Annotated in this window: 23 protein-coding genes, 1 tRNA gene and 1 pseudogene; 14 read left to right on the top strand and 11 right to left on the bottom strand. The window is 72.1% G+C overall.

The genetic code is table 11. The annotated features are described in order from the left end of the window. Together ASD62_RS20675 and ASD62_RS09790 are read left to right on the top strand one after the other, a co-directional pair. Window positions 1–264, top strand: a pseudogene (locus ASD62_RS20675) (hypothetical protein); the annotation flags it as partial. A gap of 83 nt (window positions 265–347) precedes the next feature. Further along, window positions 348–2,048 (top strand): AMP-binding protein, encoded by a 1,701-nt coding sequence (locus ASD62_RS09790; protein WP_056915799.1) that lies wholly within the window; start codon window positions 348–350, stop codon window positions 2,046–2,048. Window positions 2,049–2,108: 60 nt separating this feature from the next. Here the strand turns inward: ASD62_RS09790 and ASD62_RS09785 are convergent, their stop codons facing one another. From ASD62_RS09785 to ASD62_RS09775, 3 genes are read right to left on the bottom strand one after another with little or no spacing between them, the layout of a single operon-like run. Next, entirely contained in the window at window positions 2,109–3,032 is a 924-nt protein-coding gene (locus ASD62_RS09785; RefSeq protein ID WP_157581424.1) for a hypothetical protein, read from the bottom strand. An 11-nt stretch (window positions 3,033–3,043) separates the two neighbouring features. Further along, window positions 3,044–3,607 carry an RNA polymerase sigma factor gene (locus tag ASD62_RS09780; RefSeq protein ID WP_056915797.1) on the bottom strand — a complete coding sequence of 188 codons (564 nt, stop codon included), beginning with the start codon at window positions 3,605–3,607 and terminating at the stop codon, window positions 3,044–3,046. Between the two features lie 59 nt (window positions 3,608–3,666). Beyond that, a complete protein-coding gene (locus ASD62_RS09775; protein WP_056915796.1) occupies window positions 3,667–4,275 on the bottom strand; it encodes a hypothetical protein in 609 nt (202 codons plus the stop codon). A 223-nt stretch (window positions 4,276–4,498) separates the two neighbouring features. Here ASD62_RS09775 and ASD62_RS20670 point away from each other — a divergent pair, with 223 nt between their 5' ends. From ASD62_RS20670 to ASD62_RS09745, 6 genes are all read left to right on the top strand, one after another. Continuing rightward, window positions 4,499–5,044 carry an excalibur calcium-binding domain-containing protein gene (locus tag ASD62_RS20670; protein WP_056915795.1) on the top strand — a complete coding sequence of 182 codons (546 nt, stop codon included), beginning with the start codon at window positions 4,499–4,501 and terminating at the stop codon, window positions 5,042–5,044. 209 nt (window positions 5,045–5,253) lie between these two features. Next, window positions 5,254–6,495, top strand: a complete 1,242-nt coding sequence (locus ASD62_RS09765; RefSeq protein WP_056915794.1) for a hypothetical protein — start codon at window positions 5,254–5,256, stop codon at window positions 6,493–6,495. Further along, complete coding sequence (locus tag ASD62_RS09760) at window positions 6,495–6,953, top strand: hypothetical protein (RefSeq protein ID WP_056915793.1); 459 nt, start codon at window positions 6,495–6,497, stop codon at window positions 6,951–6,953. Before ASD62_RS09765 ends, ASD62_RS09760 begins: the two co-directional genes overlap by 1 nt. 14 nt (window positions 6,954–6,967) lie before the next feature. After that, window positions 6,968–7,720 (top strand): hypothetical protein, encoded by a 753-nt coding sequence (locus tag ASD62_RS09755; protein ID WP_056915792.1) that lies wholly within the window; start codon window positions 6,968–6,970, stop codon window positions 7,718–7,720. Next, window positions 7,717–8,709: a hypothetical protein gene (locus ASD62_RS19740; RefSeq protein ID WP_082580676.1), complete on the top strand. Its 993-nt coding sequence runs from the start codon at window positions 7,717–7,719 to the stop codon at window positions 8,707–8,709. The genes ASD62_RS09755 and ASD62_RS19740 overlap by 4 nt, the downstream gene beginning before the upstream one ends. Continuing rightward, the gene (locus ASD62_RS09745) at window positions 8,702–9,439 is read left to right on the top strand and encodes a hypothetical protein (protein WP_056915790.1); all 738 of its coding nucleotides are present in this window, start codon (window positions 8,702–8,704) and stop codon (window positions 9,437–9,439) included. Before ASD62_RS19740 ends, ASD62_RS09745 begins: the two co-directional genes overlap by 8 nt. Here ASD62_RS09745 and ASD62_RS09740 read toward each other — a convergent pair. Continuing rightward, complete coding sequence (locus ASD62_RS09740) at window positions 9,387–10,520, bottom strand: NAD-dependent epimerase/dehydratase family protein (protein ID WP_162254760.1); 1,134 nt, start codon at window positions 10,518–10,520, stop codon at window positions 9,387–9,389. The two genes, ASD62_RS09745 and ASD62_RS09740, sit on opposite strands and share 53 nt — an antisense overlap. Further along, window positions 10,517–12,499: a hypothetical protein gene (locus ASD62_RS09735; protein ID WP_157581423.1), complete on the bottom strand. Its 1,983-nt coding sequence runs from the start codon at window positions 12,497–12,499 to the stop codon at window positions 10,517–10,519. Before ASD62_RS09735 ends, ASD62_RS09740 begins: the two co-directional genes overlap by 4 nt. Window positions 12,500–12,557: 58 nt before the next feature. Here ASD62_RS09735 and ASD62_RS09730 point away from each other — a divergent pair, with 58 nt between their 5' ends. Beyond that, the gene (locus ASD62_RS09730) at window positions 12,558–12,806 is read left to right on the top strand and encodes a DUF2630 family protein (RefSeq protein ID WP_056915787.1); all 249 of its coding nucleotides are present in this window, start codon (window positions 12,558–12,560) and stop codon (window positions 12,804–12,806) included. Window positions 12,807–12,905: 99 nt separating this feature from the next. Then, window positions 12,906–13,049: a hypothetical protein gene (locus tag ASD62_RS20095; protein ID WP_157581422.1), complete on the top strand. Its 144-nt coding sequence runs from the start codon at window positions 12,906–12,908 to the stop codon at window positions 13,047–13,049. 46 nt (window positions 13,050–13,095) lie between these two features. Here the strand turns inward: ASD62_RS20095 and ASD62_RS09725 are convergent, their stop codons facing one another. After that, the gene (locus ASD62_RS09725; RefSeq protein ID WP_056915786.1) at window positions 13,096–13,749 is read right to left on the bottom strand and encodes an MBL fold metallo-hydrolase; all 654 of its coding nucleotides are present in this window, start codon (window positions 13,747–13,749) and stop codon (window positions 13,096–13,098) included. 11 nt (window positions 13,750–13,760) lie between these two features. Further along, on the bottom strand, window positions 13,761–14,846 hold the full coding sequence (locus tag ASD62_RS09720; protein WP_056915785.1) for an S-(hydroxymethyl)mycothiol dehydrogenase: 1,086 nt from the start codon (window positions 14,844–14,846) through the stop codon (window positions 13,761–13,763). A 212-nt stretch (window positions 14,847–15,058) separates the two neighbouring features. Between ASD62_RS09720 and ASD62_RS09715 the strand changes: the two genes are divergently transcribed. Together ASD62_RS09715 and ASD62_RS09710 are read left to right on the top strand one after the other, a co-directional pair. Further along, window positions 15,059–15,688: a 2'-5' RNA ligase family protein gene (locus tag ASD62_RS09715; RefSeq protein ID WP_056915784.1), complete on the top strand. Its 630-nt coding sequence runs from the start codon at window positions 15,059–15,061 to the stop codon at window positions 15,686–15,688. Further along, entirely contained in the window at window positions 15,685–18,768 is a 3,084-nt protein-coding gene (locus tag ASD62_RS09710; protein ID WP_157581421.1) for an EAL domain-containing protein, read from the top strand. Before ASD62_RS09715 ends, ASD62_RS09710 begins: the two co-directional genes overlap by 4 nt. Window positions 18,769–18,920: 152 nt before the next feature. Here ASD62_RS09710 and ASD62_RS09705 read toward each other — a convergent pair whose 3' ends face one another. Continuing rightward, complete coding sequence (locus ASD62_RS09705) at window positions 18,921–19,499, bottom strand: TMEM165/GDT1 family protein (protein WP_056915782.1); 579 nt, start codon at window positions 19,497–19,499, stop codon at window positions 18,921–18,923. Between the two features lie 509 nt (window positions 19,500–20,008). Here ASD62_RS09705 and ASD62_RS09700 point away from each other — a divergent pair. Next, entirely contained in the window at window positions 20,009–20,350 is a 342-nt protein-coding gene (locus ASD62_RS09700) for a hypothetical protein (protein WP_056915781.1), read from the top strand. On the opposite strand, the gene ASD62_RS09695 is transcribed toward ASD62_RS09700, so the two are convergent. From ASD62_RS09695 to ASD62_RS09685, 3 genes are all read right to left on the bottom strand, one after another. Beyond that, the gene (locus ASD62_RS09695; protein ID WP_235530674.1) at window positions 20,334–20,705 is read right to left on the bottom strand and encodes a DUF1801 domain-containing protein; all 372 of its coding nucleotides are present in this window, start codon (window positions 20,703–20,705) and stop codon (window positions 20,334–20,336) included. The two genes, ASD62_RS09700 and ASD62_RS09695, sit on opposite strands and share 17 nt — an antisense overlap. Window positions 20,706–20,855: 150 nt before the next feature. Beyond that, window positions 20,856–20,932: transfer RNA gene (locus ASD62_RS09690), tRNA-Pro, on the bottom strand. Between the two features lie 137 nt (window positions 20,933–21,069). Then, window positions 21,070–21,999: a metallophosphoesterase gene (locus ASD62_RS09685; protein WP_056915779.1), complete on the bottom strand. Its 930-nt coding sequence runs from the start codon at window positions 21,997–21,999 to the stop codon at window positions 21,070–21,072. A 74-nt stretch (window positions 22,000–22,073) separates the two neighbouring features. Between ASD62_RS09685 and ASD62_RS09680 the strand changes: the two genes are divergently transcribed. Further along, on the top strand, window positions 22,074–22,526 hold a 453-nt coding region (locus ASD62_RS09680), incomplete at its 3' end, for a GatB/YqeY domain-containing protein (protein ID WP_056915778.1).

Below are 22,526 nucleotides of genomic sequence, written 5' to 3'. Positions count from 1 at the left end.
CATCTGGTGCACTGGGCCGATTTCGGTCGTTCGGACCTGGGTAATGCGGCGTTGCTGTGCGGGCGGCACCACACGATCGTGCACTCCCGACGCCTGGCCGGACAGGTCGTGCGCGACCCCGGCGGCAGTACCAGCGGCGGACGTGCCGGCAGCGGAGGTGCCAGCAGCGGCGGTGGTGGTGGGGGTGAACGGGTGCAGTGGGACCTGACGTTGGGCAGCTATGACCAGCTCCTGGCCCGACGGGCTGCGCAGGAACCAGCGTGACCCCGCCCCGCATCCCGCCAGGGACGGTGGGGCGGTCGCCGTGCCCTTGCGGTGCCTGCGGTCCCGTAGGAGGGTCAGGTGCCATGGCCACCACACCCGCGACCGCGGCATACCGATCGGCACGTGACCAGCTCGTCAGCCTCTCCGGGCAGCACGAGCGGGCCCTGGCAGAGTTCCGCTGGCCGGACGTGGGTGAGACGTTCAACTGGGCGGTCGAGTGGTTCGACGCGGTGGCGCGAGGGAACGAGCGGCTGGCCCTGTGGGTCGTCGAGGAGGATGGTTCCGAGCAGCGGATCACCTACGACGAGATGGCGACCCGCTCGGACCAGGTGGCGGTGTGGTTGTCCGGGCTCGGGGTCTCCAAGGGCGACCACGTGCTCCTCATGCTCGGCAACCAGGTCGAGCTCTGGGAGACGATGCTGGCCGTCGCCAAGCTGGGTGCCGTCATCATGCCGACCACCGCGGCGCTCGGGCCGGCCGACCTGCGTGACCGCGTCGACCGTGGCGGGGCGCGGGTGGTGGTCGCCAACCTCGCCGACACCGCGAAGTTCGAGGAGGTGCCCGGGGACTACCTGCGTGTCGCCGTGGGTGGTGGCGACGGCTGGCACGACTACGCGGACTCCCATGCCGCGCAAGGACATCCGTTCGAGACAGTCACGGCTGCGACCGATCCGCTGCTCGTCTACTTCACGTCCGGGACGACCAGCAAGCCCAAGCTCGTCGAGCACACGCAGGTCTCCTACCCCGTCGGCCACCTGTCGACCATGTACTGGATCGGCGGCCGTCGCGGCGACGTGCACCTCGCGATCAGCTCGCCGGGCTGGGCCAAGCACGCCTGGTCGTGCTTCTTCGCCCCCTGGATCGCCGAGGCGACGATCTTCGTCTACAACTACGCGCGGTTCGACGCGGCGTCGCTGCTCGACCAGATCCGCCGGGCCGGGGTGACGACGTTCTGTGCGCCGCCGACGGTGTGGCGCATGCTGATCCAGGCCGACCTCGGTGGCGGGAGCGGGGCGCTGCGCGAGCTGCTGGCCGCCGGGGAGCCGCTCAACCCCGAGGTCATCAGCCAGGTCGAGAAGGCATGGGGCCTGACCATCCGGGACGGGTACGGACAGACGGAGACGACCCTGCAGATCGGCAACATCGCGGGGGAACCCCTCAAGCCGGGTTCGATGGGCCGGCCGATGCCCGGGGTGCCGGTGGCGCTCGTCGATCCCCTGACGGGGGTGGAGGGCGAGGAGGGCGAGATCGTCCTCGACCTGTCCAAGCACCCCGTCAACCTCATGACCGGCTACCTCGGCGACGCGCAACGCCAGGCCGACGCGATGGCTGACGGCTGGTACCACACCGGCGACGTCGCCTCCCGGGACGCGGACGGCTACATCACCTACATCGGCCGCACCGACGACGTCTTCAAGGCCAGCGACTACAAGATCTCCCCCTTCGAACTGGAGAGCGTCCTCATCGAACACCCTGCCGTGGCGGAGGCGGCAGTGGTGCCCGCCCCCGACCCCACGCGGCTCGCCGTCCCCAAGGCGTATGTCGCGCTGGCGGCCGGGTGGGAGCCGGACGCCGAGACGGCCAAGGCGATCCTCGGCTACGCGCGTGAGCACCTCGCGCCATACCTGCGGGTTCGCCGGGTGGAGTTCTTCGAGCTGCCCAAGACCATCTCGGGCAAGATCCGCCGCGTGGAGCTGCGCGACCGGGAGCAGCGCGCGTTCGACGGTGGACGGTCGCTGTCCGAGGAGTTCCGGGACGACCAGTTCCCCGAGCTCAAGGGCTGAGCCGCCCACCGACGATGGACGTGCCGCGCGGGGACGGGTCGCCGGTCGATCGCCGGACCATCACGGACTGGTGAGGGGCGCTCCCTGCGCCACGTCGGACCCACGGTCGCCATCGTCCGAACCGCCGGAGCCGCTGCCCGAACCGCTGCGTCCGGAGCCGTCGTCCGACGAGGTGTCGTTCCCTTCGCCCGAGTCGTCATCACCCCCGTGGGTGCTGGTCCCGGTGCTCTCGTCGGTGTCGTCACCGTGCGATGCGGAGCTCGCGTCGTCGTCGGGCGACTCCGAGGTCCGGGGGACCGAGGAGGCCTGGTCGTCGTCCCCATCACCGTGCTCGCCGTCCCGGCCCTGCTCGTGCTGGCTCTCGTCGCCGTGGCGACCTGTGGTGGCCGCTGCTGCACCGTGGGAGCTCGCGTCGCGAGGAGTCGTCGCGGAGTCGCCTGCATGGTCGTCGGCGTGGTCGTCGGTGGGCTTGTCGGCACCGACGCCGGCAAGGCCACCGGTGGCCTCGGGCATCGGGGGGACGACCGGGAGCCTGCTCGGCGTCGTGCCGGCAGGGTGCGGGCTCCCGGGGTGCACGACCACGGCGGGGGGCAGGGTGGGTGACGCCGGGGCCCGTTCGGCCCGGAAGCCACCGATCGCCGCGGCCGCGGTGGCCGTCACCAACAGGATGCCGGCGACTGCTGTCGTCCCCGTGGCGAGGTGACGAGCATGCCCCTGACGGCGACGGCCGAGCTCGTCAGCGGGCCGCGGCACCGCGGATCCTCCGCCGGATGCGCCGGATGCGCCGGACGCGCCGGACGCCCCGGACGTCAGCAGGACGGCGAGCTCGCCGACGGGCTCGGGGGCGGGGTCCTGGCCAAGGACCCGCAGCGCGTCGAGGGCAGCATCCAGTGCTGCGTCGCCCGAGGGCAGGTCCCCGCAGAGGATGCCCTCGGCGGTGCGCTCGTCGAGGGAGTCGTCACCGGGCTGGGATGGGAGTGTCATGTCGTCAGGTGTCATCGTCGATCCGTTCCCGGGGTTACGCCCAGGTCGTGTGCGGTGGCTCGCAGGGCCAGCAGGCCGCGGCGCTGGAGCTGTTTGACCGATCCCACGGAACGGCCGAGGGTCGTGGCCGTCTCCTCGAGACTGAGGCCGGCGACGACGCGCAACAGCACGACGTCGCGTTGTCCCTGGTTGAGGCCCTCCACGAGGGCCAGTGCCTGCTGCGTGCCCAGGGTGCGCACCGCAACGGTCTCTGCCGAGTCGCTGGTCCGCTGGTCCGTCTCGGGCTCGTACGGCACGCTGCCCGGCTGCCGTTGCCGGGTCCTCAGCTCGTCGACGACACGGGCGTGAGCCAGGGAGAACGTGAAGGTCCGCAGCCCGGCCGCACCACCGGTGAGGTCGGGCAGCCGGTGGAACAGGGTGAGGAAGACGTCCTGCGTCAGGCCTTCGGGATCGCTGGACCCGTGCGACCGCAGGTACCCCGAAACCCGGGGCGCCAGCGCCTCGTAGATCGAGCGCAGCGCCCCGGGTTCGCCGTCTGTCGCCGCGGCGACCAGCTCGTCGGTGACGGGATGCACGGGTTCAGGGTCCCAGCGTCCGACCCGCCGTGTGCAGTCCCGGGATAAGTGGTCCCCGGTCAGTCGTCACCGCCGTGGTCGCCGCCGTCGCCGCCGTCGCCGCCGTGGTCGCCGCCGTGGTCGCCGCCGTGGTCACCGTGGTCACCGTCGTCACCCTGGTCGTCTCCCTCGTCGTCGTGCGTGGTGGTCGTGGAGCTGGCCGTGGGTGTCGTGGTGTGGGTGGCATCGTGGCCGTGGTCGTCACCTTGGTCCTCGCCCTGGTCCTCGCCCTGGTCGTCGGCGTCGTCGCGGTTGTCGTCGCCGTTGTCGTCACCGGTCTCGGTGGCCGTGGCGGTGTGCGAGTGGCCGCTGTGCGAGTGGTCACCGTGCGTGGCCTCCGAGGTCGCAGACGTCTCGGTCGGCTCGGAGGTCTCGGTCTCGGTCGGCTCGGTCGTCTCGGACTCCGTGGGCTCGGAGGTCTCGGACGTCTCGGTCTCGGTGGGCTCGGTCGTCTCGGACTCCGTGGGCTCTGCCGTGTCGTCGGAGGACGTGGTGACGGACACCGCCGGTCGGGCGTGCGAGACGGGACTGGTGGCGGCCTGGGCGGCGCTGAAGCCGATGGCGCCGAGGACGGCGGCGGCTGCGCCGGCACCGAGGACCTTGCGCCTGATGGGAAGCGTGCGGGCCATGTCAGGTTCCTTGCTGCTCGGGGGGACTGGTTCCTTCCACCGTGGTGATCGACCGTCGTGGACCCGGGGTTACGCCAGATGACGTAGTTGACCAAGTCTTTAACCGACCCGACGCGGGTGGATGCGACCACGCGCTGGTCCGGAAGGACCTGTTGCCGCGAAAGCCGGCGCCAAGGCGACAATCGGCGCGTACTGTCCCCACCAATTCACCTGGGGGAAAAACATGCGCAACACCTGGACGATCAAGACAGGTCTGGCCGTCATGGTCATCGCGATGACGGCTGCATGCGGCGGGGCCGACACGGTCGAGCTGTCGGCCGACGCTCAACCGCTCGCCGCCCAGGCTGCGACGCCGTCGACACGTTCCTCGGCCACGGCCGACCCTGCCGCGGCAGCCAAGGCCGTCGCGGCCGCCAAGGCCAAGGCGCTGGCCACCGCCAAGGCCAAGGCCGAGTCGGCTGCCAAGGCCAAGGCTGCCGCGGCGGCGAAGGCGAAGGCGACAGCGGTCGCGCAGGCAAAGGCGAGAGCGCTTGCTGCGGCGAAGTCCAAGGCCGAGGCCGCGGCGAAGGCCAAGGCGAAGGAGGTGGCTGCGGCGCAAGCCAGAGCGGCCGCCGATGCTGCCGCGGCGGCAAGTGCTGCGCAGGCCGACGTCTACTACGCCAACTGCGACGCGGTTCGGGCCGCCGGTGCAGACCCCATCTCGGTGGGCGACCCCGGCTACTCCCGCAAGCTCGACCGCGACGGTGACGGTGTGGGCTGCGAGAACTGACCTCCCGTCGCAGGGCGGCGTGGTCGGGAGAGTCGCACACTCGTCATACCGGCACAAAGCACAACGGATCGGGCGCGAATTCGCTTGCGGGTGAATGGGATTGGCCATGATCGTTTGCTGTGGGGCCCTATCGGTGCGCTGGGGGCGCCGCTACCGTGAGTTCTGGTGGCCGGTGGGGTCACCGGGTGGTGCAGCAGGCCGGGGAACCTATGCGGACGTACCCATACGCATTTCACGTCGCCCTCGACGGCAACGGGCTGAACGGGCTCGAGGGCCGGGCCGGCGTCTGCCTCTTCCACTACGACCCCGTCACGGGCGACCACGCCTACAAGGTCACGTACTTCGCCGGTGCCTCTGGCGGGCACGCACCCAACGTGGACCCGACCCGTCGGATCGGCTTCCTGGGCAACACCGGTCAGCACCTGTTGTTCTACGACCTCGCGACGCTCGAGGAGGCCGACCGCGTCTCCACCCTGCGGTTCGAGGTTCCCGACACGACGATCAAGGGAAGCACCCACCTGGTCTGGCTCGACGACACCCAGTTCGTCACGTCGATCGGTGAGCACCTGTGGAAGTTCGACGTCAACCGGCTCACCAAGGCCGAGCAGCTCGCGCCGCACAGCCTGAAGATCCCGCACGCCATGAAGCGCACGGCATCCGGCCGGTACATCGTCTACGGGGGGATGGACCACCCCACGCGCGGCGAGGCGCGAGAGGTGGGCATCCTCGACACCGTCACCGGTGACGTCAGGCGGATCGAGCTGCCGACGACCTGCTGGCACGTCGTGTGCCATCCCGTCCTCGACGTCTTCTACGCGATCTCCTTCAGGGTCAACCCTGCTGACCGCTCGGACTGGGAGCACTGGGGCATGGCCTGGCTGCGCCAGTACGCATTCGAGATCGACGCGGAGGAGGGGCGGGTCGTGCGGCACTGGGCTGCCGACCGTGACCTGCCGGCCCACATCAACTCGGACGTGACGATCTCGGACTCCGAGCTCATCTTCTGCACCGGTGGCAGCCACACGGTGGTGTTCGTCGACCTGCTGACCCTCAGTCAGCACCGCCTCATCGACGAGCACCCCGGTGCGCTGGAGAGCCTGGCGCTCACGAGGCAGTCGGCCAGCTCGATGGCCGAGTCCTTCATGCGGGGCAACGTGTTCGGCAACGCCCACCTGTATGCCGAGTCGCTGCGGGTGAGTCGCGGCGCCCTGGTGGACGGCATCTACGCCTGCCAGCTCTCGGCCGACCAGACGCTGCTGTTCACGGCCAACCGTGGTCAGAACCACATCACCGTCTACGACTACCCGTCCCTCGAGGTGCGGGACCGGATCGTCATGCCCGAGCTGCAGGAGTTCGACCCGGGGCTCGCGCCGTGGGGTGACCCCCGGCTGGGGTTCCACCACTCCTACCTCGTCAGTCCCGAGACCTCCAGCCCGGCAGGAGCACCCTGATGGCCGACTACACGATCGACACCACCGTCTTCGGCGGGAACACCTTCACCTCCGACGTGACGGCGGACGTGAACTCGACCCTGGCCGGTCTCGACGACATGAAGCTGACCCTGGCCGGCGGGACGACGAACACCAACAACGGCGAGAACACCGTGCACACGGACTCGGCGATCACCCTGGCACCGGTCACGACGACGTCGACGGTGAACACGACCTCGCGGCTCGACTCGGCGTCGAGCGTGGACACCACCGCCTCGGTCGACCTCAAGCCGGTGGCCGTCGACACCTGCGTCCGGCTCGAGCTCGGCCCCCCGCCGGCGACCGAGGTGTGCGTGCCGTACGACCAGCAGTGGAGCTGGTCGGTCCTCGGCCTCGAGCTGTTCGCGATCACCGTGCGCGGCAGCACGACGGCCCACATCCGGCCCGAGCACCGCGGACCCGTCGTCATCGACCTCTGAGCCAGGACGCCACCGTGCCGACCACCCGCCGCAAGACCGCTGCCCCGAAGCCGGGCGCTGCGCGCGCCGCCCGCGCCGCCCCGAAACCGGACGCCGCCCGCGCCGCCCGCGCTGCCACGACGGCCACGGCGGCCACGGCAGCTGCGACCGTGGAGGACGGCATCGTCCTGACCGGGCCCCCCGGGCAGCTGCGGGCCACCGTGTCGGTCGAGAACGCGGTGGACCAGCGTCTCGCCATCCGTGGGCTCGCGCTCCACCGGGAGGGGCATGACCCCGTCGTGGGTTCCGCGGCCGCGGTCATCGCGCCCGGGGCCACGGCCGAGGTGCCGTTGTCGGTGCGGCTCGACCCGGGCACCCCGCCGGGGGACCACCGGGCAGAGGTGGAGGTCGGCGGCCTGCGCCGGCAGGTCGTCCTTCGGGTCGAACCCACCGTGGCACTGAGGGTGAGCCCTCGCCGGGTCCTGGCGACCGAGGGCACGCAGGAGCTGACCCTCACCGTCGGCAACGACGGCAACGTCGAGGTGCCGCTCGCGGCGCTGCAACGTGCGCGAACCGACGACGGTGGACCCGATCCCGGCCCTGACATCGACCTCGCCCTCCTCGAGCCGGTCGTGGTCCAGCCGGGCACGACGGTGCGGGTCGCCGCGCACGTCATCGTGCCCAAGGGGCTCGACCCCACTCGTCGGCACACCGCCCGCGTCCCCGTCGGCACTGCCGACCTCGACGTCGTCGTCCTTCCCCGCACTGCATCGGAGAGACCGTCATGAGCACCACCGCACCCGAGTACCTCGCCACCCTGCGCGACGGCGTCACCGAGGCCGTGCAGCAGTGGGTCGACCAGTCGACGACCGCCTGGGACCAGTGGGCGCGGGCCTGGGCGCCCGCGGGGGGTATGGCGCCCTGGCTCACCCCCGCCCCCGCGGCACCACCCGGTCCGCACCGGGGCCGGCACCACGACCACGGAGGTCGGTGCACCGAGGGCTGCGGCTGCGGCGAGCACGGGCACGGGGGAGCGGGCCGCGGTCGCCCCCACGGCTGCGGCTGCGGTGAGCACGGTGAGGGGTCCCGGGGCTGCGGCTGTGGTGAGCGCGCAGAAGGCGGCCGGGGCCGCCGTCACTCTCATGGCCGTGGTTGTGGCTGCGGTTGTGACGAACACCGCGAGGGGTCCCAGGGCTGCGGCTGCGACGACCCGTGCCGCTGCTGCGTGCCGGACGCCGACGTCATCGTCCACGCCCGGATCGGGGAGATGCGGGTCGTGCCGTTCCACCTGCGCAATCCGTGGCGGCGTGAGCGCCCCGTGTCCCTCGAGGTCGGCCCGTGGCACTCCTGCGACGGCGAGGACCTCGCCATCCGGGCGGTGCTTGAGGAGGAGTCGATCGTGCTGGCCGGGTGCGAGGACCGGGTCGTCCGCCTCCTCGTGGCCGTCCGGCCGGGGGCCAAGGACGACCCCGGCACGAAGGACGACGGCACGAAGACCGACGCAGGCACCCAGGACCCTGCCGCGCCGACCAGTGCCACGAACGCCGACGAGGCGCTCAAGGCGCGGCAGGCGAGGCTCGACGCCCTGCGCAACAGCGGACAGGGCCGCGACATCGGTGACGTGCAGGGATGTGCCACGGCGTACGCCGACGTGCGGTTCGAAGGCTGCGCGCGCCCCCAGCGGGTGGCCGTGGTCGTCCTTCCAGCGGCCTGCGACGCGGTCGACGTGGGCTGTGACTGTGGATGCTGCTGCCAGGAGAGGTGGACCCATGAGTGAACGAACCGGTGGGGGTGACGAGACCCTGGCCCGCATCACGGAGCTGGCGCGGGCGGCCCTGCAGGCCCAGTCGTCGTTGGCCAGGCAGTCGATCGACCTCGGTCGGGCGACCCTGTCCGGCGAGGTCGACCGGACGGCGACCGGCCGGGCGTACGTCGACGCCGTCACGAGGGAGAGCGCCCGGTACTGGCGGGAGGTCGGAGCCCTCGGACTCGACTACGCCGGTGAGCTGCTGGCCCTGGGCAGTCGGGCGGCGGGACGGGTGATCAGCGAGTCGACGACGGCCGGCGCGGGGTCGCGCGGGAGCCGCGCCCGGCCGGGCCAACGGACCGCCCCGCCCCCGACCGCCACCGCGACCGGTGCGGCCGACGGGACCGGCGGGACCGGCGGGACCGGCGATGGTGCCCCTGCGGTCGTGCCCGTCCTCCTGCGTGCCGCCTCCGGGCAGGTGGCGCAGGCCTCGGTGACGGTCGTGAACCGCCATCCCCGACCACGGCGGATCGAGCTCGCCGCCAGCGAGCTGCGCGATTCCACCGGCACCGTGGTGGCGCTGGAGCTGCGCGTCGACCCGGAGCGCGTGACCATCGGTGCGGGCGAGGAGCACCACGTCCGCGTGGAGGCCGACCTCGACCCGGACCTGGTCCGTCCCGGACAGCGCTACACCGGCACGATCGAGGTCAGCGGCGGCGACGAGGCCACGCTGGAGGTGACCGTCGAGGTCGCGGACTGACGGCGTCGGCCTCGACGAGGGGTGCCGGGACGAGCTCGCGGGCGGCCCGCACCTCCGGGTGCAGGCGCAGCCCCTCCCTCGCCCACCGCGGCAGGTCGGGACCCACCGCCAACCACGCCAGGGACGAGGCCACGGCGGCGCGGGCCGGCCGCGCGGCATACCCGAGGTCGGTGGCCTTCGCGCTGGAGTACCAGTAGAACCGGCCGACCGTGGTGGCCTCGTCGCGGGTCGACAGCGGCGAGGCCCCGGTGAGCGACGCCCACCACTCGCTCGCAGCCGCCACCGCCCAGGCGTTCGGTGCATCGAGCTCGGCGAAGGGTCCCGGCAGGCCAGCGAGGTCGGACACCAACGTGTGCAGCGTGCGCCACGTGACGTCCTCGCCACCGAGCAGGTAGCGCTCGCCGGGGGTGCCGCGCTCGAGCAGCGCGACGTGCCCGGCCCCCACGTCCCGCACGTCGACCACGTTGCAGCCCCCGGGGAAGGTGCTCCGCGTGGGGTCGAGCAGGTAGCGCAGCACGATGGCGTTGCTCGGGGCGAGCCGCGCGAACGGACCCCCGAGGACCACCGTCGGCAACGCGAGCACGACGGGTATGCCGTGTGCGGACGAGGCCTCGAGCGTCACCTCCTCCTGGGCGACCTTGCTGGCGTAGTAGGCGGGGGCGGGTTCGTCACCGAGGACGTCGTGCTCGGTGCGCGAACGGGCGGCGCCGGACGACCCACGGGTCACCGAGGAGGAGGTGACGACCGCTCTTCGCACCCCTGCCCGGGCCGCAGCGGCAAGGACGGACCGGGTGCCGTCGCCGTTGACCCGGCTGACCTCCTGTGCCCGGGCTGCACCGAACGCGTAGACGGCGGCGCAGTGGACGAGCCCGTCGCACCCCTCCAGCGCAGCGACCAGCGCCCCCTGGTCGGTGAGGTCCGCGGTCCTGCGGGGGACCGGGAGTCCTCCCACCAGCAGGGGTGCTCCCGGGTCGCCCGAACCCGGCCGGGTCACGGCCACCACGTCGTGCCCCGCGGCCCGTGCGGCCTCGACGACGCGGCCGCCGACGAGCCCGGTGGCCCCGGTGACCGCCACCCTCACCGGGAGCCCCGGACGTGGTGGAAGCCGTGCAGGTCGACGTCCGCGCTGTCGGGCCGGGCGGCCTCGGGTGCCCGGTCGTCCACCCAGGAGCGGGCAGCGCCGAGCAGCAGCTCCAGGGAGCGCGTGAGGAGGGGGTCGGTCGGTGACGTGGGAGGCCTGCCGATGCGGAACTCACGTCCCTCGAAACAGGCCTCCAGGTTGTCGAACGTGGTCGTGAAGAAGCGTCGGTAGGCCTCCTCGAGCAACGGCTCACGGAGCTCGGGCAGGGCCGCCAGGTCGATCCCGGCCCACGACGGTGGCAGGCTGAACAGCTGACGCCCACGCACCCGGACCAGCGTGCCGCGGGCGCTCCGGGAAAAGGTCAGGGAGCCGTCGTCGAAGACAGCAGAACCGTTGGGGCTGTGGAGAGTTCGCCAGGTGAGGCGGTGCTCCTCGGGGCCGCGCTCGACGAGCTCGACCTTGCAGACGTCGATGGGCTCCCCACCCCACAGGGCGAGGTAGTTGGGCTGCGGGAGGTAGAGGTTGCGCTCGGCCTGGCGGGTGGTGCCGGGCGCACCACCGGGCACCGTGACCCTCCTCCCGCCGAGGTAGTCGGCCATCAGGCTGATCCCGGCCGCCACGTCGACGCGGGCGACGAACGCGTCGAAGTCCGCCGGCAGGTCACGCGTGGTCTCGAAGACCGTCGCACCGTCGACCACTCGCCAGCGCAGGGCCTCGTCGCCACCCGCTGGAGGCGTCATGGCTCCGACGAGGGCGTCGAACTCGGCGAAGAACTCGGGCAGCCCGTCGTAGGCACTGCCGTCGAGCGACCCGGGGTCGAACCCCAGGGGCACCACGCGTCGGGGCACCGCCGACTTGTCCAGCCCCGTCTGCCAGGCGCGGACCCCGTGGGCGGTCGCAGCGACCGCGTCGACCACCCCGGACAGGGCGAACGCCCCGACCCCGTCGGCGGCCGCCTCGACCAGCGGGGTGAGCACGGCGCGGACCACCGCCAGCACCGGGTCGGCGGGGGCGGCCCCGGGGTCCGGGCCGCCGATCGAGGCCGACAGGACCCGCTCGAGCTCCGGGTCGGCCGCCAGGCGGACCGCTGCCGCCCGAGCGGCCGGGTGCGGGCCGTGCGTGCCGGCGAACGGGACGACCGCCCCGCGGACCCCGGAACGGGTCGAGGGGCCACCGCGGCCGTCCCCGAACCCGTGGACCCGGCCGTCCCCGGGTCCTGTCCCGCGCCGGGCCAACGCGCCCGCGAACAACCGCGAGCTGCTGCGGTCCTGTCCCAGCAGCCCCGCGACCGCTCCGTCCACGGCCAGGACGTCGGTCCCCACGACGAGGGCGCCGGTGTCGAGCAGCCGGGGCAGGCGCCCGCCGTCCGGACCCACGGCGGCCTCGAGGGCGTCGACGACCACGAGCTGGGGCGGCACGAGGTCGAGCAGGTCGGCGACGACGTCGGCAGGAGCGGCCCCGGCCACCTCCTCGCCGGCACGCAGGAGCGGGTCGAGGGCGGCGGCATACCCGTCGAGCAGGTCGGTCACGGCGCGACCGAGGAGCACCCGGGTGCCGGCCCCGGCCCAGACGGTGGAGACCGCGCACCCGTGCAGGACGCTCGCAGGAGGCGCGAGGGTGTGGTCCCCGTCGATGGCCAGGTCCACCACGTCGTAGGGGTGTCCGCGCGGGGTGCGTCCTCCCAGGCCGGCCAGCCGGGCCAGCTCGACGACGGAGTCGTGGCCGCGGTCGCGGTCGTGGGCGCGCAGCCGGAAGCCGATGGTGACGTCACCGGCGCCGCGCTCGACGAGGAGGTCGACCAGCTCGTGGACCACGGCGGACGCCACCGGGGTCGGCTGTGAGAGGCGGGTCAGCACCACGGCGTGACCGCCCACGGCGGGGGCGACCTGCGCCACGGCGGCGGCCAGGGACGCCAGCCCGCCACCCGCGACCACCGTGCCGGCCACAGGGTTCCCGCTCGGCACACGTGCTGGTGCCACCCGACCATGAAAGCAGCGGACCCTCGCCAGCGGTAGGGGCCGGTGCGATAGTGGGCACATGGCCGACGACATCGACATCCAGCACCACATCAAGGGACTCATCGACGAGGAGCACGGACTCCGGTCGAAGCTCGGGTCCGGCGAGATCAGCGTCGAGGAGGAGAACCAGCGACTGCGCTCCATCGAGGTCGAGCTCGACCAGTGCTGGGACCTGCTGCGGCAGCGCCGGGCCAAGCGGGAGTTCGGCGAGGACCCCGCGGCCGCGCAGGTGCGTGACCCCAAGGTCGTGGAGAGCTACCGCGGCTGAGGCGCACCCCGGGAGCGCGGCGGCGTGGCGCTCACGAGGGTGCAGGGACCCGGCGTAGCCTCGAACGACAGGGCAGGACCCGACGAGAGGGGCACGCCGATGCGCACCATCCAGCAGCTGCACCCGACCCACCACACGTCACGGTGGTGGGTGAGCCACACCGCTGTCGCCGTCGCGGGGGCCACCGTGGTCCTCTACGCCGCCGCCGTGCTCCTGGTGATGCTCGGCCTGTACGTCCTGTAGGTCTCCAGGCCCCTACGTCCTGCAGGCCTCGCGCGGGAGCGCCGGCTCAGTGGCCGCGGTCGATCCACTCCTGCAGGTGCGGTGCCTCGGCGCCGATCACGGTCGAGTCACCGTGCCCGGTGAGGACGACCGTCTCGTCGGGCAGGGTCAGGACCTTGTCGCGGATCGACTCGATGATCGTCCCGAAGTCGCTCCAGGAGCGTCCCGTCGCGCCCGGTCCACCGTTGAACAGGGTGTCGCCGGTGAACAGGACCCCGAGCGCGGGCGCGTAGAGGCAGCACGAGCCGGGGGTGTGGCCCGGCGTGTGGATGACGTGCAGGTCCACGTCGCCGACCGTGACGACCTGGCCGTCGGCCAGCTCGTGGTCGGGGGTGACGGGATACAGCTCGTCCCAGAGCATCCGGTCCGCAGGATGCAGGTATGCCGGGGCGCGGGTGCCGTCGCAGACCTCGCCGACCGCGTTGATGTGGTCGTTGTGGGCGTGGGTCGAGATGACCCCGATGACGCGGCGCTCGCGGTCGATCGACTTCACGATGGCGCGGCCGTCGTGGGCGGCGTCGATGATGACGCACTCCTTGTAGTCACCCAGCACCCAGACGTTGTTGTCCACGTCCCAGCTGCCGCCGTCGAGCTCGAACTGGCCCGAGGTCACCAGCCGGTCGACCCGCACGCCGCCCGGGGAGGGGGCGATCGACGGCATACCGGAGTCACTCACAGGACCACGACCGAGCGGAGGACCTCGCCGCGCTCCATCTTGTGGAACGCGCCCTCGATGTCGCCGAGCCCGATCCGCTCCGACACGAAGGCGTCGAGGTCGAACCGGCCCTGGCGGTAGAGGTCGACGAGCATGGGGAAGTCGCGCGAGGGCAGGCAGTCGCCGTACCAGCTGGACTTGAGGGCACCACCGCGACCGAAGATCTCGATCATCGGCAGGGTGACCTCCTTGTCGGGGGTCGGGACCCCGACGAGGACCACGGTGCCGGCGAGGTCGCGGGCGTAGAACGCCTGCTCGTAGGTCTCGGGACGGCCGACGGCCTCCACGACGACATCGGCACCGAAGCCGCCGGTGAGCTCGCGGATGCGCTCGACGACGTCCTCGTCCTTGCCGTTGACCGTGTGGGTCGCGCCGAAGGCCCTGGCGCCCTCGAGCTTCCGGTCGTCGACGTCCACGGCGATGATCGTCGTCGCGCCGGCCACGGCGGAACCCGCGATCGCAGCGTTGCCGACCCCGCCGCAGCCGATGACGGCCACCGAGTCGCCTCGGCCGACGCCACCGGTGTTGACGGCCGCGCCGAAGCCGGCCATGACCCCGCAGCCCAGCAGGCCCACGGCGGCGGCGTCCGCCTCGGCGTCGACCTTGGTGCACTGGCCGGCGGCGACGAGGGTCTTCTCGATGAAGGCGCCGATCCCGAGCGCTGGGGAGAGCTCGGTGCCGTCCTCGAGCGTCATCTTCTGCTTGGCGTTGTGGGTGTTGAAGCAGTACCAGGGCTTGCCCTTGGCGCAGGCGCGGCACTGTCCGCAGACCGCGCGCCAGTTGAGGATGACGAAGTCACCGGGCGCGACGTCGGTGACGCCCTCGCCGACGGCCTCGACCACCCCGGCAGCCTCGTGCCCGAGCAGGAACGGGAACTCGTCGTTGATGCCACCCTCGCGGTAGTGCAGGTCGGTGTGGCACACCCCGCACGACTGGATCTGGACGACCGCCTCGCCGGGGCCGGGGTCTGGCACGACGATGTCGACGAGCTCGACGTCGGCACCCTTGCTGCGGGCGATGACGCCCTTGACGGTCTGTGGCATGGGACGACCCTATGCGCGGTGGGAGAGGCCTGCCACAGCCGGGCTCGTCGCCGACCAGCGGTCGGAACCTCCTCGTCCGATCGGCTGGTACTGGTCGTCCCACGGCCCAAACAACGCTGAACCGCCGCATTCGGCGCCTATCATCGGCACGCGCGACCCGTGCCCGGGTCGCGGTCGCCCCGTAACCGCCGAGTTGGAAGGAGAGTGGTCCCGTGCTCCTGCACGCGGCGTTCTTCCCTCCCCGTGAAGCGGTCGAACAGCTCGTCGACCTCGTCCGCTCCGTCCCGGGACGGCCCGAGGAGTTCGCGCCCGTCTCGGTCGACGACATGCACGTGCACGTCACGAGCTTCGGCAACCTCGCCCGCGCCGACGCGGCCCGGCTCGTCGCCCAGCTCACCGAGGCCGCCAAGGAGTGGGCCCCGCCCCCTCGGCTGCAGATGGCGGGGTGCCTCGCGCTCACGGCGCCCGGCGACCTCTCGGTGGCCACCCCGCTGGTCGGCGACGTCGACCGCCTCGTCAGCATCGCGCGGTCCATCCCCGACGTCGTCCAGGCCCTCGGCCTGCACGTCGACCGGCGCCGGTTCCGACCGCAGCTCCCCGTCGGCCACGTCACCCCGGACACCTCGCTGCCCTACCTCGAGCGGCTCGTGGCCGCCCTCGAGGGCTACATCGGTCCCCGGTGGGTGCTGCCCGACCTCGTCCTGCTCAAGCCGAGCTGGGCGTACGACGGCGCCGACTCGAGCGCCGACATCCACGAGCTCATCCCCATCCCGGCCGAGCCCCAACCCGAGATCCAACCCGAGACCCAACCCGAGACCCAGACCCGGACCGAGGCCCCGTGAGCCCCCGCGATTTGCCCCCGACCCTGCGCCATGTCGCGCAGTCGGCCACGGGTGCGCGCCCCCGCCGGAACGAGGGCATCGCCTTCGGTGTGCTCGTCGCCGGTTCCCTGGCCGCGACCCTGCTCCCCTCACCCCGGCTGAACACCGAGGCCGTCGTCGCCCTGGCCCTGCTCGTCTGCGGGCTCGCCCTCGGGGCGTTGTCGGTATGGCGCCGCCAGCGTTCGTGGGTCGACGCCACGGCCCCCTTGGCGGTGATGGTGTCCGTGATCCTCCTGCGGGACGCCCTCGGCGGTGCCGTCTCCGGTGTCGGGCCGCTGATCGCGGTGCCGATCGTGTGGCTGGCCCTGTTCGGGACCCTGGGCGACCTCGCAGTGGCGGCGTTCCTGTCGGTGCTCGCCTTCATCGGCCCGTCGCTCGCGACCAACCTCATCGCAGCCCCGGGGGAGACCGTCCCGCTCGAGTGGCGCCCGGCCGTCCTGTGGTCGGCCGTGGCGCTGCTCGCCGCGCCGGTCATCCAGGGCGTCATCAGGGGCTTGACGGCCCAGAACCGCGCCGAGCGCGAGGCTGCGGCCCAGCTGCGCGCCATCATGGGTGGCGCCACCCTGACCAGCATCATCAGCGTCGACGTCCACGGGGTCATCACCAACTTCAACGTCGGCGCCGAGGACATGCTCAAGTACGACGCCTCCGAGGCGGTGGGCCGCAAGGTGCACGAGCTCATCCACGACGCCGACGAGATCGTCCAGGCGGCCGGCCAGCTCGGGGTCGTGGCGGGTGTCGCCGTCTTCGCCACCCTGGCCGAGAACCACATGCCGAGCCGCGAGTGGACCTACGTCCGCAAGGACGGCCGTCGCATCTCGGTCCGACTGGCCGTGACCGAGCTGCGGTCGGAGGAGGGCGAGGTCATCGGCTACCTCGGTGTCGCCGTCGACACCACCGCGGCGGTCGAGATGCGTCGTGAGCTCAAGGAGGCGCAGGCCCTCTGGCGCCTGTCGATGGACCACCTCCCCGACACCGCGGTGCTCGTGCTCGACCGGACGCTCGAGGTCTCGCTGTCCACCGGCGGTGGTGCGCGTCGTCAGGGACTGGCCACGGCGGCCGGCCGTGACGTGTCCGAGGCGTTCACGCCGAAGAGCTTCGCGAAGCTCGCGCCGCTCATCGAGGGCGCGCTGCGGGGACGTGACGGCGTCGTCGAGCTGGTCGCGCCCGAGTCCGGGGCGGAGCACGAGATCTGGGTGAGCCCGTTGCCGGGCGCGACGACCACGTCGGGGGCCGTGCTGATCATGGCGCGCGACGTCAGCCGTGACCGCGAGCGCGAGCGACTGCTGCGCGCCAGCCACGACCGCATCCAGCGCCTGTTCGTCGACGCACCCCACGGCATCGCGGTGCTCGGCCGGGACGGCTTCGTCCGCCAGGTCAACCCGTCGTTGTGCCTGCTGCTCGGTCGCACCGAGGCCCAGCTCGTGGGCACGCCCCTGGCCGCCCTCGGTGATGCCGAGGACGACCGCATACCGACGCTCCTCGCCTGCACCACCCGTGAGGCGGGCGCACGCACCGACTGGACGGTGAACACCCCACTCGGGGGTGAGGTGCACCTCAACCTCTCCAGCACGGTCCTCGCCGGTGGTGGGTCGCCCGAGGAGGACGAGCTCCTCGTCAACGTCGCCGACGTCTCCGAGCGGCACACCTACGAGCAGCAGCTCGCCCACCTCGCCGACCACGACCCGTTGACCGGGCTGGCGAACCGTCGTCGCTTCGCCGTCGAGCTGGACCGGCACCTCGACTTCTGCCGTCGCTACGGGCCGCGGGGCGCGCTGCTGCTCATCGACCTCGACCACTTCAAGGAGGTCAACGACACCCTCGGCCACGCCGCCGGTGACGTCCTCCTCACCTCGCTGGCCGAGGTGCTCCGCCAGAGCGTCCGCAGCACCGACATCGTCGCGCGCCTCGGTGGGGACGAGTTCGCGGTCCTGCTCCTGGAGACCGACCAGGCGGGGACCGAGCTCGTCGCCGAGCACCTGGTGACCGCGGTCCGGGCCCACAGCACGGCGCTCGGTGCAGCGGCCGACGCCGTCACCGCCAGCGTGGGGGCTGTGGTCATCGGAGCCCAGGAGACGGGACCCGAGGGGGCCGAGGAGCTCCTGACGAACGCGGACTCCCTGATGTACCAGGCGAAGCAGAGCGGTCGCGACGGCTGGGCCGTGCTGGCTGCCGGTGGCACGGTCGGCCCGAGCGCCACGTCCACCCTGGGCTGGACGCAGCGCATCGAGACCGCGATCGCCAACGACGAGTTCAGCCTGCACCTCCAGCCGATCTGGGACATCGGCCGTGGCCGGGTCACCGGCGGCGAGGTGCTCCTGCGCTTCGGTGAGGGGCCGGACGCACTGCCGCCCGGCGAGTACCTCCAGCAGGCCGAGAAGTCCGGCCTCGTCCGGGCCATCGACCGGTGGGTCCTCGAGCGCGCGATCCCGCTGCTCCAGCGCTTCCAGGCGGTCGACCCCGACTTCGAGCTCTCGGTCAACCTCTCCGGTTGCTCGGTGGGTGACAGCCAGATCGAAGAGGTCGTGCAGGCCGCCCTGCTCCGCTCGGGGGCGAACGGCAACGGACTGGTCCTCGAGATCACCGAGACGGCGATCGTGCCCGACCTCGCCGCGGCCAGGGTGTTCGCCGAACGCCTGGGGCAGGAGGGCTGCCGGTTCGCGCTCGACGACTTCGGTGCCGGGTTCGGCTCGTTCAGCTACCTCAAGCACCTGCCCTTCGCCTACGTGAAGATCGACGGCGAGTTCGTCGCCCGGTGCGACGTCGACCCGACCGACCGCGCCATCGTGTCGTCGATGGTGCGCGTCGCCCACGACCTGGGCAAGCGCACGGTCGCGGAGTACGTCAGTGGCGCGGCCGTGCTCGACGTCCTCGCGCTCGAGGGCGTCGACCTGGCCCAGGGCCACTACATGGGTCGCCCCATCCCGGCCGAGGACTTCCTGGCCCGGTTCGCCGCCGACGGGTTCGTCGCAGCGGACGGGGTTGAGCGTGCAGCCTCCACGGCCGTCGCCGTGGCCGGCGGCCACCTGTCCGCCTCCTGACCGTCACGCCGCCCCCGGCCGGGGAACGGTCCACATGGGGAACGGCCCGCAGGCGGTCGAACGGCCCTCAGCCCGGCGGAACACCGCCCACGCACAGGTATGGCGCCCACGCGAGGTGCGCGGGCGCCATACCTGGGCGTGGGCGGTGATCGTCAGAACCAGCCGAGGCCCTCGGCGATGAGAATGAGGCCGAACACGAGGAACGCCACCGAGGCGCCGATCTTGATGACGCGCTCGGGGAGCTTCTTGCCGAGGACCGCACCCACGCCGATGGCGAGCGCATCCGCGGCGACCATGCCGACGGTGCTGCCGATCCACGTCCCGAGCCACCCCTCCTGGGTGGCGAGGGTGATGGTGGCGAGCATGGTCTTGTCGCCGAGCTCGGCGAGGAAGAAGGCGATGCCGACGGCGACGATCGCCTTGCCGGTGCTGCGACGGGCCTTGTCGGCCTCGTCCTCGGTCAGCTCGTCGCCGCGCAGGGTCCAGGCCGCGAAGGCGATGAAGGCGACGCCGGCGACGATCGAGATGATCCACTGCTTGTCGGCGAAGGAGTTGCCGACGACGGCACCGATCCCGACCGAGGCGAGGTGGACGATCGCGGTGGCGACCGTGATGCCGATGAGCACCTGGCGCACGGTGTAGCGCGTGGCGAAGGTCATCGCCATGAGCTGGCTCTTGTCGCCGAGCTCGGCCACGAAGATGACTGCTGCGCTCAACAGGAAGGCGTACATGGGGTTCGTGTCTCCTAGCCGCCAGGCCGAGGAGAACGTGTCCGTGACGTCCCTTCGACCAGGCACGTCCGAAAAATGGGTTCGTGTACTGGTCGAAAGTCTCGTCCGCCACCGGTCAGATCCGGTGGCCCACCGCACCGGACCCGGGGGTCAGTGTGTCGACGCGGCGATTGGGGACTACTCCCTTTCGAGCGCCCACGATACCCGGCGTCGCGGCCGGCCCACGAATTCGTCCCAGAGCCGTCCCACGTCCCGGACCGCCGTGGGCCGCAACCTCTGCTAGGTGACGTTGCTGCCGTAGCCACAGGGCGCACCCTGTGGCTACGGCAGCAACCTGTGGCAGGTGGGTGTGGCGGCTCGTCAGTCGGCCCGGGCGAGGACCATCGCCTGGCCCTCGCGTTCGCGACCGGTCGAAGGGTTCCTGCGTCGTCGTGGGCACGGCGCATGACGGCACGTCCGGCTCGGGCGCCGGGGTGCATGGCGCAGCCGGGTGTGCCGACAATGCAGGTGTGCCGCCCGGTCCCGACGACGTGGAGGGCGGCGCCACGCCCCGTGGTCCGGCGAGCTGGTCGGACAGGTTCGGCTCGACCCCGGGCCCCGAGTCCCCCTTCCACACGCCTCCGCCCAGCACGACGGTGCTGCGCGTGGCCATGGCGACCCAGCTGGTCCTGCTGGTCATCGTCGCCGGCGTTCCCGTCGCGGCCCTCCTGAGCCACCACGGCGTCGTGGGACGGGTCGGCTACTGCGCTGTGGGGGTCGTCCTCGTCGGATGGCGCTGGTTCATGTTCCGGAACGCCTGGCGGGCCCTCGCCCGTCGCCGGTCGCAGACCCGCCTCACCGCAGCCCCTTGATCGCTCGCCAGCCCCCGGCGCGGTTGTTCGCGATGACCTGACGCAGGAACTCGAGCAGCGCAGGCTCGTCGATCGCGTCCCCCTCGCGGAAGCCGATCGTGCGTGCCGTCGAGTTCTGGTGCCCGGCCGTGACCAACCCGTGGGGGTCGTCGACGATCGCGCCGTCGTAGACGAACAGGTTGACGTGGTCCCGGGCAGCCAGGAGGGCGCACACGTTCCCCTCGAGCACGAAGTACGGCTGCACCGTGCGCTTGATCGTCTCGGTGAGCTCAGGGTCGGCCGCGTGGGCCAGGTCGCGCAGCCGTCGGCAGAGCACCTGCTGCCACGACGGCAGGGCATCGATGTAGGCGTCCACGCGGGGGTCCTTCTCGTACGCGGAAGAGTTCATGCGAGGTGGACCGCGGTCGGTAAGCAGACTCATCGCCGGCCCTGCGACATGGGTCGTGCGGACATGGCTGAGGCCACCAACCAGGTTGTGGTTGGTGGCCTCTGACCATGGTCGATCTGGTCGGGGTGACAGGATTTGAACCTGCGGCCTCTTCGTCCCGAACGAAGCGCGCTACCAAGCTGCGCCACACCCCGTGGCTGTCGCTCCCGAGCAGATCTGACGTGGTCAGGGACTGGTTTCGGCAGCGACAAGGAAGAATAGCCCACGGCCTGCCGCGCCTCCCAATCGGCCCAGCCGACAGTCGTCCGACCGGCGCCGGACCAGCGCGTGGCTAGCGGGGGACGAGGGTCAACAGGGTCGCCTCGGGGCGGCAGGCGAAGCGCACCGGCGCGTACGGCGACGTGCCCAGCCCGGCCGACACGTGGAGCCAGGCGGCATCGGCCGGAGCCTGCCTCGAGGGCGCCGACCCGGCACCGGGCCACCACCGCGACAGCCCCTTGGCGCGGTTGGTGGGCAGGTCGCAGTTGGTGACCAGCGCGCCATACAGGGGGACGGCCAGCTGGCCGCCGTGGGTGTGGCCGGCGAGCAGGAGCCGTGCCCCGTCCGCGGCCATCGGGTCGAGCACCCGTTGGTACGGCGCGTGCGTGACCCCCACGGTCAGGGCGGCGGTGGGGGAGGCGGGACCGGCGACGTCGGCGTAGCGGTCGCGTCGGATGTGGGCGTCGTCGGTGCCGACGAGCTCGACAGGGGAACCGGCCACCGACAGCACCGTCCGGGCGTTGTCGAGGTCGGTCCAGCCGCCGCCGACCATGCCTGCCCGGAGGTCCTCCACCGGCAGGGTGATGCGGCTGGCGGGGGCGTGCGCGTGGCGGCGGGTGAGGTAGCGGGCAGGGTTCTTCGGCACGGGCGCGTAGTAGTCGTTGGACCCGAGGACGAACACCCCGGGGAACTCGAACAGCGGCGCCATCGCCCTCAGCGCCTCGGGCACGGCGTCGTGCGCCGCGAGGTTGTCACCGGTGTTGACCACGAGGTCGGGAGCCAGGGCCGCGAGGCTGCGGACCCACTCCACCTTGTGCTGCTGGCGCGGCACCAGGTGCAGGTCGGAGACCTGCAGGACGCGCAGGGGCTGGGCCCCGGGGGCCAGCACCGGCACGGTGAACCGGCGCAGTGCGAACCAGTTCCGCTCCACGAGGCTCGCCCACCCGAGTCCGGCCACCCCGAGGGCAGCCACCCCGCCCACCGTCCGCAGATACGTGTTCATCGCGCCCCATCCTCGCAAACAACCCGCAGACAACACGGTTGGGGACCGCACCCACCGCCTGCGACACTGGCCCCATGACCGACCAGAGCCTCAAGGCCACCGTCCAGAGCGACCTCACCTCCGCCATGCGCGCGCGGGACCAGGTGCGCTCCGGCACGCTGCGCATGGCCCTCACCGCCATGACGAACGAGGAGGTCTCGGGCACCGAGGCCCGTGAGCTGACCGACGACGAGGTGCTCAAGGTCCTGGCCAAGGAGGCCAAGAAGCGCAAGGAGGCCTCGACCGCCTACACCGACGCGGGCCGCCCCGAGCTGGCCGCCAAGGAGGACGCCGAGCTCGCCATCCTCGAGGCCTACCTGCCCGCCCAGCTGTCCGACGAGGAGCTCGCGGCCATCGTCGCCGCCGCCATCGCGGACACCGGCGCCACCGGTATGCAGCAGATGGGCCAGGTGATGAAGGCGGCGGGCGCCGTCGTCGCCGGCCGCGCCGACGGAGGCCGGGTGGCCTCGGTCGTGAAGGCGTCCCTC

Origin of the sequence: Phycicoccus sp. Root563, from assembly GCF_001427915.1 — a bacterium.
Lineage (GTDB): Bacteria > Actinomycetota > Actinomycetes > Actinomycetales > Dermatophilaceae > Pedococcus.
This window is presented reverse-complemented; position numbering and strand designations above follow the sequence as displayed.

Excerpts from the sequence above, each read along its gene's own strand:
- ASD62_RS19740 (WP_082580676.1), top strand. The coding sequence starts at position 7,717 with ATGAGCACCACCGCACCCGAGTACCTCGCCACCCTGCGCGACGGCGTC.
- ASD62_RS09785 (WP_157581424.1), bottom strand. The coding sequence starts at position 3,032 with ATGACACTCCCATCCCAGCCCGGTGACGACTCCCTCGACGAGCGCACC.
- ASD62_RS09705 (WP_056915782.1), bottom strand. The coding sequence starts at position 19,499 with ATGTACGCCTTCCTGTTGAGCGCAGCAGTCATCTTCGTGGCCGAGCTC.
- ASD62_RS09720 (WP_056915785.1), bottom strand. The coding sequence starts at position 14,846 with ATGCCACAGACCGTCAAGGGCGTCATCGCCCGCAGCAAGGGTGCCGAC.
- ASD62_RS09775 (WP_056915796.1), bottom strand. The coding sequence starts at position 4,275 with ATGGCCCGCACGCTTCCCATCAGGCGCAAGGTCCTCGGTGCCGGCGCA.
- ASD62_RS09730 (WP_056915787.1), top strand. The coding sequence starts at position 12,558 with ATGGCCGACGACATCGACATCCAGCACCACATCAAGGGACTCATCGAC.
- ASD62_RS09685 (WP_056915779.1), bottom strand. The coding sequence starts at position 21,999 with ATGAACACGTATCTGCGGACGGTGGGCGGGGTGGCTGCCCTCGGGGTG.
- ASD62_RS20670 (WP_056915795.1), top strand. The coding sequence starts at position 4,499 with ATGCGCAACACCTGGACGATCAAGACAGGTCTGGCCGTCATGGTCATC.
- ASD62_RS09790 (WP_056915799.1), top strand. The coding sequence starts at position 348 with ATGGCCACCACACCCGCGACCGCGGCATACCGATCGGCACGTGACCAG.
- ASD62_RS09765 (WP_056915794.1), top strand. The coding sequence starts at position 5,254 with ATGCGGACGTACCCATACGCATTTCACGTCGCCCTCGACGGCAACGGG.
- ASD62_RS09760 (WP_056915793.1), top strand. The coding sequence starts at position 6,495 with ATGGCCGACTACACGATCGACACCACCGTCTTCGGCGGGAACACCTTC.
- ASD62_RS09725 (WP_056915786.1), bottom strand. The coding sequence starts at position 13,749 with ATGCCGTCGATCGCCCCCTCCCCGGGCGGCGTGCGGGTCGACCGGCTG.
- ASD62_RS20095 (WP_157581422.1), top strand. The coding sequence starts at position 12,906 with ATGCGCACCATCCAGCAGCTGCACCCGACCCACCACACGTCACGGTGG.
- ASD62_RS09745 (WP_056915790.1), top strand. The coding sequence starts at position 8,702 with ATGAGTGAACGAACCGGTGGGGGTGACGAGACCCTGGCCCGCATCACG.